9 protein-coding genes are annotated in these 13226 nt (G+C 68.8%); 7 read left to right on the top strand and 2 right to left on the bottom strand.

Going from position 1 to position 13226, the window contains the following annotated elements; genetic code table 11:
* Positions 1-40: 40 nt before the first annotated feature.
* The 6 genes from ACIA49_RS01975 (at position 41) to ACIA49_RS01950 (ending at position 10805) form a co-directional block, all read left to right on the top strand.
* Entirely contained in the window at positions 41-994 is a 954-nt protein-coding gene (locus ACIA49_RS01975; protein WP_396375209.1) for a LuxR C-terminal-related transcriptional regulator, read from the top strand.
* Between the two features lie 107 nt (positions 995-1101).
* Positions 1102-2301, top strand: a complete 1200-nt coding sequence (locus ACIA49_RS01970; RefSeq protein ID WP_396375208.1) for an acetyl-CoA carboxylase biotin carboxylase subunit family protein — start codon at positions 1102-1104, stop codon at positions 2299-2301.
* Complete coding sequence (locus tag ACIA49_RS01965; protein ID WP_396375207.1) at positions 2298-3917, top strand: IucA/IucC family protein; 1620 nt, start codon at positions 2298-2300, stop codon at positions 3915-3917. Before ACIA49_RS01970 ends, ACIA49_RS01965 begins: the two co-directional genes overlap by 4 nt.
* Positions 3914-6826 (top strand): MFS transporter, encoded by a 2913-nt coding sequence (locus ACIA49_RS01960; protein WP_396375206.1) that lies wholly within the window; start codon positions 3914-3916, stop codon positions 6824-6826. The genes ACIA49_RS01965 and ACIA49_RS01960 overlap by 4 nt, the downstream gene beginning before the upstream one ends.
* Positions 6823-8007, top strand: coding sequence for a type III PLP-dependent enzyme (locus ACIA49_RS01955; RefSeq protein WP_396375204.1), 1185 nt, complete (start codon positions 6823-6825; stop codon positions 8005-8007). The genes ACIA49_RS01960 and ACIA49_RS01955 overlap by 4 nt, the downstream gene beginning before the upstream one ends.
* Positions 8008-8129: 122 nt before the next feature.
* The gene (locus tag ACIA49_RS01950) at positions 8130-10805 is read left to right on the top strand and encodes a YfhO family protein (protein ID WP_396375203.1); all 2676 of its coding nucleotides are present in this window, start codon (positions 8130-8132) and stop codon (positions 10803-10805) included.
* On the opposite strand, the gene ACIA49_RS01945 is transcribed toward ACIA49_RS01950, so the two are convergent.
* Both ACIA49_RS01945 and ACIA49_RS01940 read right to left on the bottom strand, forming a co-directional pair.
* Positions 10699-11406, bottom strand: coding sequence for a DUF998 domain-containing protein (locus ACIA49_RS01945; RefSeq protein WP_396375202.1), 708 nt, complete (start codon positions 11404-11406; stop codon positions 10699-10701). The two genes, ACIA49_RS01950 and ACIA49_RS01945, sit on opposite strands and share 107 nt — an antisense overlap.
* Positions 11407-11456: 50 nt before the next feature.
* Complete coding sequence (locus ACIA49_RS01940) at positions 11457-11891, bottom strand: Rrf2 family transcriptional regulator (RefSeq protein ID WP_396375201.1); 435 nt, start codon at positions 11889-11891, stop codon at positions 11457-11459.
* A 79-nt stretch (positions 11892-11970) separates the two neighbouring features.
* Between ACIA49_RS01940 and ACIA49_RS01935 the strand changes: the two genes are divergently transcribed.
* Positions 11971-12723, top strand: a complete 753-nt coding sequence (locus tag ACIA49_RS01935) for an SDR family NAD(P)-dependent oxidoreductase (RefSeq protein WP_396375200.1) — start codon at positions 11971-11973, stop codon at positions 12721-12723.
* The last annotated feature ends 503 nt before the right edge of the window (positions 12724-13226 follow it).

The raw sequence follows: 13226 nt of genomic DNA, 5'->3' as shown, positions 1-13226 counted from the left end.
TTCCGGCCAAACGCCGATACCGGCCAACTAGCCTGGGTCCGTGGCTGACTGGGATGCGGTGGGGCTATCCGGATTCGACGCTCTGGTTTACCGCCAGGTGCTCCGCGATCCCGGCGTACCGGTGGATCGGCACGCCGAGGTGCTAGAGGTGCCGACGGCAACCATCGAGGCCACGATCGACCGGCTGGTCGCGGCTGGGCTGGTGCGGTCCGAGTCCGAGGCCGCACCCGCACCGGTCGACCCGCGCTCGGGCCTCGGCATGCTGGTGCGAGAACGCCGTACGGCGCTCGACGGGGTCGCGTCGATGGCCGATCAGCTCGCCCGCGAGTTCACCGCCGGTCAGCTGCGGGCCGAGCCGAGCCGGCTGATCGAGATCGCGGTCGGCCGGGACGCGATCGAGGCGCGGATCGACGACATGTTGCGTGGGGCAACCGAACAGGCCGTCGGTACCGACACCCCGCCGTACGTTGCCGACGGCAGCAGTCAGGTGTCCGGTGCCGAGCTCGCCCTCCTCGACCGCGGCGTCCGCTTCCGCGCGATCTATGCCTCCGAAGTCCTCGACCATCCCGGCTGGGTGACCCGGCTGTCCTCGATGGCCGACCGTGGCGAGCAGTCCCGCGTGCTCCCGCAGGTCCCGGTCAAGCTCCTCATCGTGGACGGCTCGACCGCGATGCTCCCGCTCGCCGGCGATACCCCGACCACGACCCAGCCGCGCGCGGTCATCGTCACCGACTCTGTCCTCACCAGTGCGCTCCAGGTCCTCTTCGATCAACTCTGGCGGCAAGCGACTCCGCTCCACCTCGCCGCGGCCGAGACTCCCGACACCCAGTTGCTCAACCTGCTGGCCAGCGGCATGAAGGACGAAGCGATCGCCCGCCACCTCGGCATCAGCCCCCGTACCCTGCGCCGCCGGATCACCCATCTCCAGGACTCACTGAACGCCACCAGCCGCTTCCAGGCCGGGCTGAACGCCGGTCTGAGGGGATGGCAATGACCGCGGGATGTCCGCGTGACGGACCTCTCGTGGTCGGGATTGACTAAGGATAGGCTTACCGAAGATGATCGAGTCTCCCCGCCCCAGTTCAGGAGGACTCGTTCGGTATGCGGCTGTACCTGCTCGCCCTCAATCCGACCGATTCCGTCACCGAAGGATTCCTCCCCGCGGCGGCACGCCTCGGGCTCGAGGTGACCGTCCTGACGGACTCGGCTGCCGCGCATCGCGAGGCCTATAAGAACTTTCCGCACCCGCCGGAGATCCGCGAGTGCGCGGTCCGGGACTTCCGTGAGGTGATCGGTGAAATTTCCCGGCACCACGCGCCCGACGCGGTCTTCACCAACAGCGATCACCTGCAGACGCAGGCCAGTCTCGTCGCCCAGTACGTCGGCCTCCCGGGGAAGAACTGGCAGGCCGCGTTCCGCGCGAAGAACAAGGCGGAGACCAGGCGTTGCCTGAGTGCAGCTGGGCTCGACACCGTCTGGGCCGCCGAGTTGGCGCCTGGTCAGGACCCGGCGAGCCTGACCGACATCCCGTTCCCGTGCGTGGTCAAGCCTCGCGAGGGCGTTGCGAGCGAGGACGTCGCGCTGGTCGACGACCTGGCCGGCCTGGTCCGGTTCGTCACCGAGGTCCGGGAGCGCCGGGCGGACGTCGTACTGCTGGTCGAGGAGTTCCTGGCCGGCGCCCTGCGCACGCTGGAGACCCTCGGTGACGGTACGACGCGCCAGGTGCTCGGCGGATTCCGTACGGCGATCTCCGAGCCGCCGGCGTTCATCGAGTTGTCGCTGGAGTTCGTCGGGGCGCATCCGCAGGCGATCACCGACCAGGTGCTGGCCCAGCTCGACGCGCTCGGGGTCGGGTTCGGCGCGTGCCACACCGAGTTCGTCGTGCAGAGCGACGGCCGGGCCCGGCTGATCGAGGTCAACTACCGCGCGATCGGCGACCGGATGGACCTCGCGCTCGAGCAGATCCTTGGCATCGCGTACTTCGAGCAGGTCCTGCGGGTCTACCTCGGCGAACCGCTTCCGGCCGATCTCGGCGCGCGCACCGACCTGACGTCGTACAGCCTCTATGCCTGTGCGGATCGGGCCGGGACGCTGAAGGCGGCGCCGGAGCCGTTCGACCGAGTGGTCGACGGGATCGCGCTGTCTTACCGGACCTTCCGCGAGGTCGGCGAGAAGCATCCCCACTACGCCACGAACCGCGACTACCTCGGCGTGATCCAGGGCATCGGCCCGGACCAGGCCGCGCTTAAGCAGGTCGCCGCGGCATTCCTCCGCGACAACGTCTGGGACATCCAGCCGTGACCGCTGCGGCAACTCTGGGAGTGCGGGTTCTCTCCACTCTGATTCGTGAAGACGTGCTCGGGCTGCGCACCAGCAGCACGCTTGTCGAGCGGTCCGACGGTTCGTGGCTTCAGCTTGAGCTTGGCGGTCGACTGCTCGCGTTGCCGGTGGTTGAGGAGGGCTTTCAGTCCGAGTACGGCGCTCGCCGCCCGCTGCTCGAGGTCGACGGGACCGAGCTGACCACGCTCGACGAGATCATCGCCGTACTGCGGGACCTGGCTGACCCCGAGGATCGCGGCGGATACGACACCTTCGCCGATGAGTGTCGCCAGACACTCACCACGATGGAGCTAGACGACGAGATCCAGTCCGAGGTCTTGGCCGGTCTGGCGGAGCGGTACGGCGATGACCCGATCGAATGGACCGGCCTGGGTGCATCGCTGGCCTTCGACACCTTGGCGGCCTTCCTCGATCATCCCGTCTACCCGACCGCGCGCGGTCGGCTCGGACTGACGACGGAGCAGGTGCGCGCCTACACCCCCGAGTTCCACCCGACCTTCCAGCTCCGGTGGATCGCCGTACCGGGACCGGCCAAGGCTGACTGGCCGACCTGGTGGCCGACGCCCGCCGACATCGGACTGCCCGAACTCACCGACCACACGACCCTGCCGCTGCACCCGTTGACCGAGGTGACCGATGGCATCCTCGGTCCGGTTCCGTACCTCGACGTCGTACCGACGCTGTCGACCCGGACCGTGGCGGTCGTCCAGGACCCGCGCTGCCACCTGAAGTTGCCGATGGCAACGGCAACGCTCGGTGCGCGGAACCGCCGGACGATCAAGGCGGGCGTGCTCGTCGACGGTGCCGCGGGGGAGCGCTTGATGCGCGAGATCATCGCGAAGGAAGCGCGGTTCGCGACGACGATCCTGAACGCCGACGAGCAGACGTACTACGAGAGTGGTGACGAGCTCCTCGCCGTACTGCTCCGTCGCTACCCGGACGGTCTCGACAATGCCCTGACTGTCCCTCTCGCCGCCTTCGCCGCTCAGGCCCCGAGCGGGCAGCGCGTCGTCGATCACCTCACCGACCGCTTCTACGACGGCAAGCTCCACGACCTGTACGACGCCCTCGTCACGCTGTTGTTCGACTGGCAGACGACGCTGTTCGGCTATGGCATCGCGCTCGAGTCCCACCAGCAGAACACCTCGGTGATCTTCGACCGCATCGACGGTAGGGCCCGGATTCGCCTGCTGTACAAGGACAATGACGGCCTTCGGATCAACCTGCGACGCTGGCCGGACCGCGGCGCCTTCACCGACGAGCGGATGTTCAGCGAGGACAACCGCGCCCTCACCGACCTCTTCACCACCATCACCATTCACCTCTGTACGGCGTCGCTCGCGTTCGAGCTCGCGGACCCTGAGCTGCTCGCGATCCTGCGCACTCGCCTGACCGAGGCCATCGACCGCCTCGGCCCGAACGGCGTCGCACTCCGGGCGGACCTGCTGGACGCCGACCGCCTGCCGGTGAAGGCGATGGTCACTGCCGGAACCCTGTTGAGCAAGCAGCGCTCCGGCGCCGCCGACATCAACAAGCACTACACGACCGGCCCGAACTACCTCCGGCTCGCGCGATGACACTCCTTGCAGCACGACCCGTCGCTCCGCCAAGCCCGAACCTCAGCCGGATGCACGTCCCGGCGATCGCGGGCTGCTACTTCGTGGCCTCGTTCGCCGCGCTCGGCCTTCCGCCGTACCTGACCGAGATCCTGCCGTCGCTCGGCGACGAGAGCGGCCGCTGGGCCGGCCTCCTGTACGTCGTCCCGACCGTCTTCAGCGCGATCGGGGCGCCGTTCTGGGGCCGTCTCGCCGATCGCTATGGCCGCAAGCGGCTCCTGCTCCGGGCCCAGCTCGGACTCTCGATCGCCTTCCTCGCGGCCGGGCTCGCGAACAGCCTGCCGGCCTTCACGCTGGCTCTCGTTCTGCAGGGCTTCCTCGGTGGAACGTTTGCCGCGAGCAACGGTTATCTGGCCGCGGCGCTGACCGGCGACAAGCTGTCGAAGGCACTCACGCTGATGCAGGGGAGTGCGCGAGCCGCGTTGGTGGTCGCGCCGATCCTGGTCGGCTCACTGAGTCCATGGGTCTCCCCACACCGTCAGTACCTGATCATGGCCGTGCTGCCGCTGGCCGCCGCCGTACTGCTGGTTCTGCTGCCGGAACCCGATCATCCGGCTGTCGAGCTGCATGAGGTCGTGCCGACCGAGCCACCGCCACCGCTGCGAACGCTCCGGATGCTGTACGTCTTCGAGTTCGCGTTCGTGTTCGCAACCATCATCTCGTTCCCCTACCTGATCGCGTTGATCGAGAAGCGGATGCCGAACACCTCCGGGGCACTCGCCGGACTTCTGTTCGCCTTGCCACACCTGTGTTACCTCGTGTTCGCAAGTGGCGTGCACAAGCGGTTCCGCACGCATTCGCGCAGCGGGCTCGCCGCCGGATTCGCGTTCGTGGCCCTTGGGCTGGCCGCGCACGCAGTGGTCCGGACCCTGCCCGGTTTCGTCCTCGCGCGGCTCATCCTCGGGATCGGGATGACGCTCGGTCTGGTGTGTCTGTCGATTCTGGCCGCGGACGCCGCGAGAGGGCGCGCACCCGGCCGGATGTTCGGTACCGTCGAATTCTTCTCCAAGGCCGGCGCTGTCGCCGCCGGCGCCGTCGCAGCTGTCTCGAACAGCCTGTTCGGTGCAGCCGCCCCGGTGCTGATCGGCACCTGCGCGGCCTTGGTCACAGCCGTTTCCGCCGTGTTGCTCACTCGTCCCCGGATGACTTCGGAGTCACCTATGTCTGTCCTGCAGTCCCTTCCCCCGGCTGCGACCGCACTACCGCGGGCCGACCACGTCGTCGCGCACACCCTGCTCAACTGCCTGCTGCGCGAGGTCTCCGCGCCGGAGCACCAGAGCGCTGTCGACGACGGCTGGCTGCTGCTCCGATTGCCGCGAGCCGGTGTCCTCTTGCGCGTCGAACTTCGCCGTACGGCGCTGATCGGTGCGCACCGCTTCAGCGGGCCCGTGTTCCAAGAGCACGGCGCGTTCTGGGCCGAGCTGACCTGGCGTGAACTGGCCGACCTGGTACGGCGTGAGCTCGCCCTGCGGAGTGGATTCGAGAACGAGGAATTCCTTCCGCAGATCGAATCCAGCCATGAGGGTGTCACGCGTGCACTGACTCGGACGCGTCCGGCCGGCGCGGACCGGTTCCTCGAGTCGGAACAGGCGATGCTGTTCGGGCACCGGTTCCACCCGGCGCCGAAGGCCCGGACCGAGGATCGCGACGACTGGGCCGCCTACGCGCCCGAGTCGCGCGCCGCGTTCCAGCTCCGCCACCTCGCGGTTCGCCAGGACCTGCTCGCCGAGGAGAGCCTCGACCCGGAGATCACCGCGTTGCTCGACAATCTGGCTGAGGTCCCGGCCGGGTACCGGCTGCTGCCCGCACACCCGTGGCAGTTCGCGATGATTCAGGACAACCCGCTGTTCCAGGCTGCGGTCGAGCGCGGTGACGTCATCGACCTCGGTGTCGGTGGGGTCCCGTTCACGCCGACCTCCTCGGTCCGCACGCTGGCCGGCCCGGATGCGTTCCTCAAGTTCAGCCTGAACATCCGCATCACCAACTGCCTGCGCAAGAACGCGGCGTACGAGATGACAGGCGCGGTGGCGCTCACCCGGTTGCTCGCGCCGGTGCTGGCGGATCTGGCCGCGCGGTTCCCCGATGCCGCCGTACTGCGGGAGCCCGCGTTCCGGACGCTGGCCCTGCCGGGTGCGGACGGTGCTGCCGATCTTGCGGTCTACGAGGGCTTCGGGTTGATCGTGCGGACCGGACTGAACGACGTACTGCGGCCTGGTGTGACGCCGTTGATGGCAGCGGCCGTGGCTGATGAGTACGCGACGAGCTCGGCGCATATCTCGCTGCTACTCGAAGACGCTGATGACGCCGAGATCCTGTCCTGGTGGGCGGCGTACCTGCGGCTGTTGGTACCGCCGGTGCTGGCCGCGTACCTCGACCACGGCGTCGTACTCGAGCCGCACCTGCAGAACGTGCTGATCGGCGTCGACGCGAACAACCAGCCGGTGCAGGTGCTGTTCCGCGACCTGGAAGGCACCAAGCTCGTCGACGAGCTGCACGCCGAGACCCTCGCAGGATTGCCCGCGGATGTCGCTGGTCCGATGACGTACGACGCTCAGCGCGGGTGGGACCGGGTGGTCTACTGCCTGCTCGTCAACCACGTCTCCGACCTGCTGGCTGCCGTGGCCGACCTGAGCCCGGACCTCGAGGGCAGGTTGTGGGCCGAGGTGCGGACCGTGATGGAGGAGTACGCCGACGAGAACGGCTGCCCGCCGCTGCTCGCGGCACTGCTGGCCGGCGTACCGCTGCCGGCGAAGACGAACATGCTGACCCGGTGGGGTCGGCTTCCGGACCGGAGTGCCGGCTACGTTCGGCTGCCGTCGCCGATCGCGGAGGCTGTTCTCGCTGCCACGACCGAGCCCGTCGCGCGGTGACCGTACCTCCCGACGTGAGCGCGTTCGCCGCCGGTCTGGCGGCGGACGCGCTGCCCGCCTACGTCTACGACCTGGGCGTGCTGCGCACCCACGCGGCGGCGGTGCGGGCAGCGCTGCCAGCGGGTGTCGAGCTGTACTACGCGGCCAAGGCGAACCCGGATGCCGCCGTACTGGAGGCTCTGCGGGACTCCGTTGACGGCTACGAGGTGTCCAGCGCGGGGGAGTTGGCGCATGTGCGTCAGGCGGCGCCTGATGCGCCGCTCGCCTTCGGAGGGCCAGGCAAGACACCGGCCGAGATCGCTGCGGCGGTGACGGCCGGGGTGCACCGGTGGCATGTGGAGAGCGTGCAGGAGCTCTACCAATTGGCGGCCGCGCTAGGCGGTGAGCAGCGGGTCGACGTCATGCTGCGCGTCAACGTGCCGGTAGCGGAGGGCTCGCTCGAGTCGGTCGCGTTGGCGATGGGTGGGCGGCCTAGTCCGTTCGGTCTGGACCCGACTGCGGTCCCGAGTGCCTTGGAGTTTCTGGCCGGTCCGATCGGCCGACAGCTCCGGCTGCGCGGGATCCACGCGCACCTCGGCAGTGGGCTGAGCGCGGCCGAACACCTCGCGGTGGCTGAGCAGATCGTGAACTGGTCGGCCGCACTGGCCACCCGGCACGGTCTGCGGTTCGACGAGGTGAACATCGGCGGCGGGATGGCGGTCGATTACGCCGACCCGTCGGCACGGTTCGACTGGGTCGAGTTCGGTGGCGGTCTGGGCAAGCTCCTCGACCGACGACCGGAGTTGCGGCTTCGGATCGAGCCGGGACGCGCGCTCACGGCGTACTGCGGCTATTACGCCACCGAGGTGCTGGACGTGAAGACGAGCCAAGGTGAGCATTTCGCCGTGGTCCGGGGTGGTACGCATCACCTTCGGACACCGGCGACCAAGGGACACGACCAGCCGTTCGCCGTCGTACCGGTCGAGGAGTGGTCGCACCCGTGGCCGCGGCCGGGAGCGGCCGGGCGGGTCTCGTTGACCGGTCAGCTGTGTACGCCGAAAGACCTGCTGGCACAAGGGATTCCGGTCGCCGGGGTGCGGGCCGGGGACCGGATCGTGTTCGCGATGGCAGGGGCCTACGCGTGGAACATCTCGCACCATGATTTTCTGATGCATCCGCACCCTGGGTTCCACTATCTCTGAGCGGTCTACCGTGGGTTCCCGATCGGGAACACCTGCTTGTACAGGGCAACTTTCATCCCTCGCTGACCCTCTCGGATAAGGTCGGACGGCGCAGCGGGGTCACGAGCGAGGGATGAAGACTGATGGCGGCAGCCCAGGGGCGAGGGCGCGGGTGGTTGGCAGTGCCGGTGGCGGCGCTGGCGGCCGCGCTTGCCTACATCGCCGGCGGGATCATCCGCGGTAGCTATCCGTTCGGCGACATCCCGCGCAACATCCTGGATCTCGGGCAGCAGTTCATCCCGATGCACGCCCATCTGCGCGACCTGCTGACCGGGACCGGGCCCGGCGACTTCTTCTTCAACTGGTCCAGCGGGTACGGCGTTCCGTACATCGGCGACTTCATGGCCTACAACGGGGCCGCGCTGTCCTGGATCGTGCTGCTGTTCCCGCGGGACAAGATCGACCTCGCGCTCTACGTGATCTCCGCGACCGCGATCGCGTGCGCCGCGGGAGCGATGACGGCGTACCTGCGCAAGCTGCGCCCGACCGGGCCGGTCTGGCTGGCCGGGCTCGCCGGTGTCTCCTACGCGACCTGCGGGTGGGCGCTCGACGACGGCGGCTACATGACCGGCTGGCTCTACGGCCTGATCGCGTTCCCGCTGATCTGCCTGATGTGCGAGTGGGTCTGGAAGTCACGCTCACTGCCGTCGATGATCGTGTCGCCGTTCGTCATCACCCTGTTCTGGTACTCGCACTTCTACACCGTCTACATGGCCACGCTGGGCGCGGCGATCGTCGTGATCGCCCGCGTCCTGTCCGACCCCGACGGTGGCGACTGGGGCCGCCGGATCGGCGGCGCGGTCCGCAGCCTGATCGTGGTCGTCGTCGGGATCGCGCTCTCCGCACCGCTGCTGGTGCCGACCTTCAAATCGGTCGGGTATGCGCGGCCGAGTCCGGACGAGACCTTCCACCCGATCGGCTGGCTGTACTTCTTCGGCCGGCTGCTGCCTGGATCCGAGGGGGTCGGGAAGACGCCGGGCCTGGCCGTCGGCACCCTGATGCTGCTCCTCGCGCTGAGCTTCCCCTTCAACTGGAAGATTGCACTACGCGAGCGGATCGTCTGGTCGGTGGCCATCCTGCTCGCGATCGGCAGCCTGCAGATCACCGTCACGCACGAGATCTGGCACGGCTTCGACGCGCCGAACGGGAACCCGTTCCGGCAGGCGTTCGTGATCGCCGGGCTGATCGTGATCGCCGGCTGGATATCGGCGGCCGCTGGGATCCGGAGCGTGTCGACGGTCGTCATACCGGCCGTTTTCGTGGCTGCTCTCTATGCGTTCGCGTGGAACAACTGGACGTCGACGGCGGTCACGGCGGTCGCCGTACCGGTGGTTGGGGTGCTGGTGATCCTCGCGTGGGTCTTCACCCGGCGGGACCCGAAACAGCTTGTACTACGGATCGCGGTCGGCGCGGTGATTGCCGCCGTACTGATCGAGTCGGGTGCATCGTCGTACGCGATCGAGGCGCATCGCGGCGAGAAGTACCACACCGGCCGCGCGTGGGGAGCGCGGCAGGAGACGAGCCGGGTGCTGGTGATCGGGGACAACGACTGGCCGCGGCAGCGCGTGTCGCCGGGGGCGTTCACCACGGTCAACGACCCGATGCTGATCGGTGGCGAGGGGCCGGAGTACTACAGCTCGACGATTCCGGACGAGCTCTCCCAGGAGTTGCTCAACCTCGGCTTCGGGTACTCGGCGTTCGGGCGGTCCATCGTCGATCCGGTCAACCCGGTGGTCGACGCCGTCTTCGCGACCGGCGCGCGGCTGACGCTCGATCCCACCGGCGAGCTGCGGCTGGCGCGCAGCCAGGTCGGGCCGTTCGTTTCGGTCCGCCCGCTGCATCCGTGGGTCTCGGACCTGCCCGGGCCGTACGGCCTGCAGGAGACCGCGCTCGGTGCGAGCGTCTACACGACGCCGAAACTGCGCGCGTACGTCGACGAGGGTTCCAAGGTGACGGTCAGCGACAAGCGGCCGGGCGAGCTGACGATCAACCAGCCGCAGGATCTGAAGACGGCCGGCGAGTTCCGGCTGACCGCGCGGTGCAAGCCGGGCTCCGAGGTCTACCTGTTCGGGCCCGAGTTCGTCGGTGACGTGCTCGTCGACGGACAGAAGTGGACGATCAGCCTGACCACCGGCGCCAAGCGGCCCGGCATCTTCCGCGGCGCACCGATCCGTCGAGTCAGTACGGCGGGTCCGAGCGGCGTGGTCGACGTCAAGCTGCGAGTGCCGGAGTCGACCCAACTGCCGGATCGCCCGATCGGATGTCTGGACCGGACCAAACTCGACGCCGCTGTCACAGCTCTCCGGCAGAGCCAGCCCGCCAGCGTGCACGTCGGCGGCCACAGCATCGACGTCAAGCTGAACCCGCAGACCCGTGGACTCGTCGTGATGAGCGTCGTCCGGACACCGGGCTGGCGCTGCCAGGTCGACAACCAGGACTTCCGCAAGCCGACCCAGATGGCCGGTCTGATGGCGATGCCGGTCGGCAGGTCGGCGAGCAAGGTGTCCTGCGTCTATCACCCGGCTGGGCTGCGACTCGGCCTGCTGGGCGGAGCCGGCGGACTCGGCCTGCTGATCGGGACGGTCGTCGTACTGGAGTTCCTCCGGCGTCGACGGCTGCGGCTCGCTGCTCGGCCGATCGTCTTTACCCGGATCAGCCCACCGGCTGAAGCGACTCCGCCGGCGTCAGCGCCTGCTTCAGCCCCGGCGCCACCGTCGCCATCATCAGACACACCAGAACCACCGACGCGCGCTGAATGATCCCGGGCTGGTGGGCGTCGTCGCCCTTCAGCTCCTGGATGCCGATCGCGACGGTGAGCCAGATCTGACTGACCAGGGCCGCTCCAGCCAGTACGGCGGCAGTCCGGCCGACCGGCCCACCCCAGCCCGTGCGCCGCAGGATCAGGAGCACGAAGACCGCCATCGCGACGCAACCGACGCCGGCGACGGTCGAGAACGTCGCATGGAGGAACAGCGCCATCCCGGCCCGGCCGCTGCCCTCTGAGTCCAGACAGGCCTGGCTCAACGAGGGCGCACAGTCCAGGGGCAGGAAGACGCTGAGCATCGTTCCGACCCCGAAGAGCGCGGTGCTGATCAGGAGTGCGGCCACGTCGCGGCCCAGCCGGGCGGCCGGGCGGGCGAGCACGACCGCGAGAACCAGCAGAATCCCCGACGTCAGGTCCATCCCGCGCGCGTAGAGGCTGGTGGGCTGATCCAGTGCCGCCAGATCGCTGAGCATCGAGGTGTGGATGTTGAGCGGGCGACCGGCCGCCAGCTCCAGCAGCAGGCTGCAGTAGAGCACGCCGGCAGCGACCATCAGCCCCTGGATCCACCGATATCGCGCCAGGCCCCCGTCCACCATGACGGCCAGCCTAGCGAGGCGTCCCCAGAACTCCCGGCAGGACGCCTCGATCAGCGCGGTACGGCGAGCACCGCCTGCAGGACGTCCTCGAGCGTGGTCTTGCCCAGCTCGTTGCGCACGGTGCACTCGATGCCGGTGTAGATGTCCTGCAGGGCGGGCTGGATGCCGTGCCCGATCACGCACCCCTCGTCCGGCGAGGCGCGGTGCAGGGCGAACAGCGGTCCCGGCTCGATCGCGTCGTACACGTCGAGCAGCGTCATCGACTTCAGCTCGCGAGTGAGCGACCAGCCGGCGCCGACGCCGCGGCGTGCCTCGACCAGCCCGGCCTGGCGCAGTTCACCGAGCAGACGGCGGATCACCACCGGGTTCGTGTTCGCACTCGTGGCGATCTGTTCGGAGGTGGCGACCTCGTGGCCCTGGCGCTGGTACAGGCCGATCCAGGCCAGCGCGTGGGCCGCGATGGTCAGCCTGCTGTTCGCGCTCATCACCACTCCTTGTCGTCGTAACTAAGTATGTTACCTTGGCTTTGAAGTAACCATTCTTGTTACGACTGAGGAGCTGGGTATGAGTAAGGCATTGGCGGGCAAGGTCGCACTGGTCACCGGAGGTTCCCGCGGGCTGGGCGCGGCGACGGTCCGGCTGTTCGCGGCCCAGGGTGCGGATGTCGCGTTCACGTATATGAACTCCGCCGAGCAGGCGCAAGGCGTCGTCGACGAGGTACAGGCGCTCGGCGCGAAGGCGGTGGCGTTCCAGGTCGACCACGCCGACACGGCCCAGGCCGCCGTACTGATCGATCAGGTTGTGGCGGCGTACGGCGGTCTGGACATCCTGGTGAACAACGCGGCGATCTCCGTCGAGCAGGGCCGCCCGGTCGACGACCCGGACGTGGACGTCGCGGCCCTCGACCGGATGCACGCGGTCAACTACCTCGGCGTGATCGCCGTCATCCGCGCCGCGGCCAAGGTCCTGCGCGACAACGGGCGGATCGTCACGATCAGCTCCGGCCTCGGTACCCGCGTCGGCGTCCCCGGCCTGGCCGACTACTCCGCGACCAAGGCCGGCATCGAGCGTTACACCCTCGGCGTCGCCCGCGACCTCGGCCCCCGTGGCATCACCGCGAACGTCGTCGAGGCCGGCCTGATGGAGAGCGGCATGGAGCCCGACCCCGACGTCCTGAAGGTCCTCCTGTCCGGCCTGTCCATCCAGCGCGTCGGCCACCTCGACGAGATCGCCGCCGCCATCGGCTTCCTCGCCGGCCCCACCGCGACCTACGTCACCGGCGCCGTCCTCGACGCCCACGGCGGCTACAACGCCTAACCCGCGCCACCCGCCACCCCACTCCACCGACCACCTCACTCGGTCCACCCACCCACCCCGACCACGCACCCTCGGCGCCCACCCCACCACCCCGACCACCTCACTCGATCCACCCGCCCACCCCGGCCACTCACCCTCGGCGCCCAGCCACCCACCTCACCGGCCACCCACCTCTCGGCGTCCAGCCGCCCACCCGTCCACCCTTGGGCGAACCCTCCAGCTCAACGGTCATCCCCTCGCCTGGAGGGTTGCCCCTCGAGATTTCCAGGGGGCAACCCTCCAACTCAGGGGGCATCCCTTCAGTTGGAGGGTTGCCGGTCCGGGGCGGGGGTTGCCCGTTCGGCTGGTGGGTTGCCCGTCGAGATGTCAGGCGGACTGGCAGGTTGGCGAGTGGGGTGTGTGGGGGTGGGTCGGTACGACGTTGAGCACGGCTCAGTCATTTGGAGGGGAGTGGCGTGGTTGGTGGGTGCTCAAGGTGAGCGGGCGGTTCGGTCTTGATGCGC

Origin of the sequence: Kribbella sp. NPDC051587, from assembly GCF_044453945.1 — a bacterium.
Classification (GTDB): Bacteria; Actinomycetota; Actinomycetes; order Propionibacteriales; family Kribbellaceae; genus Kribbella.
The sequence above is the reverse complement of the archived record's forward strand: the minus strand, read 5'-3'. Positions and strand labels throughout refer to the sequence as shown.

What these genes read in the sequence shown, in the direction of transcription:
- ACIA49_RS01970 (WP_396375208.1), top strand. Translation starts at nt 1,102, where the DNA reads ATGCGGCTGTACCTGCTCGCCCTCAATCCGACCGATTCCGTCACCGAA.
- ACIA49_RS01960 (WP_396375206.1), top strand. Translation starts at nt 3,914, where the DNA reads ATGACACTCCTTGCAGCACGACCCGTCGCTCCGCCAAGCCCGAACCTC.
- ACIA49_RS01950 (WP_396375203.1), top strand. Translation starts at nt 8,130, where the DNA reads ATGGCGGCAGCCCAGGGGCGAGGGCGCGGGTGGTTGGCAGTGCCGGTG.
- ACIA49_RS01945 (WP_396375202.1), bottom strand. Translation starts at nt 11,406, where the DNA reads ATGGTGGACGGGGGCCTGGCGCGATATCGGTGGATCCAGGGGCTGATG.
- ACIA49_RS01940 (WP_396375201.1), bottom strand. Translation starts at nt 11,891, where the DNA reads ATGAGCGCGAACAGCAGGCTGACCATCGCGGCCCACGCGCTGGCCTGG.
- ACIA49_RS01935 (WP_396375200.1), top strand. Translation starts at nt 11,971, where the DNA reads ATGAGTAAGGCATTGGCGGGCAAGGTCGCACTGGTCACCGGAGGTTCC.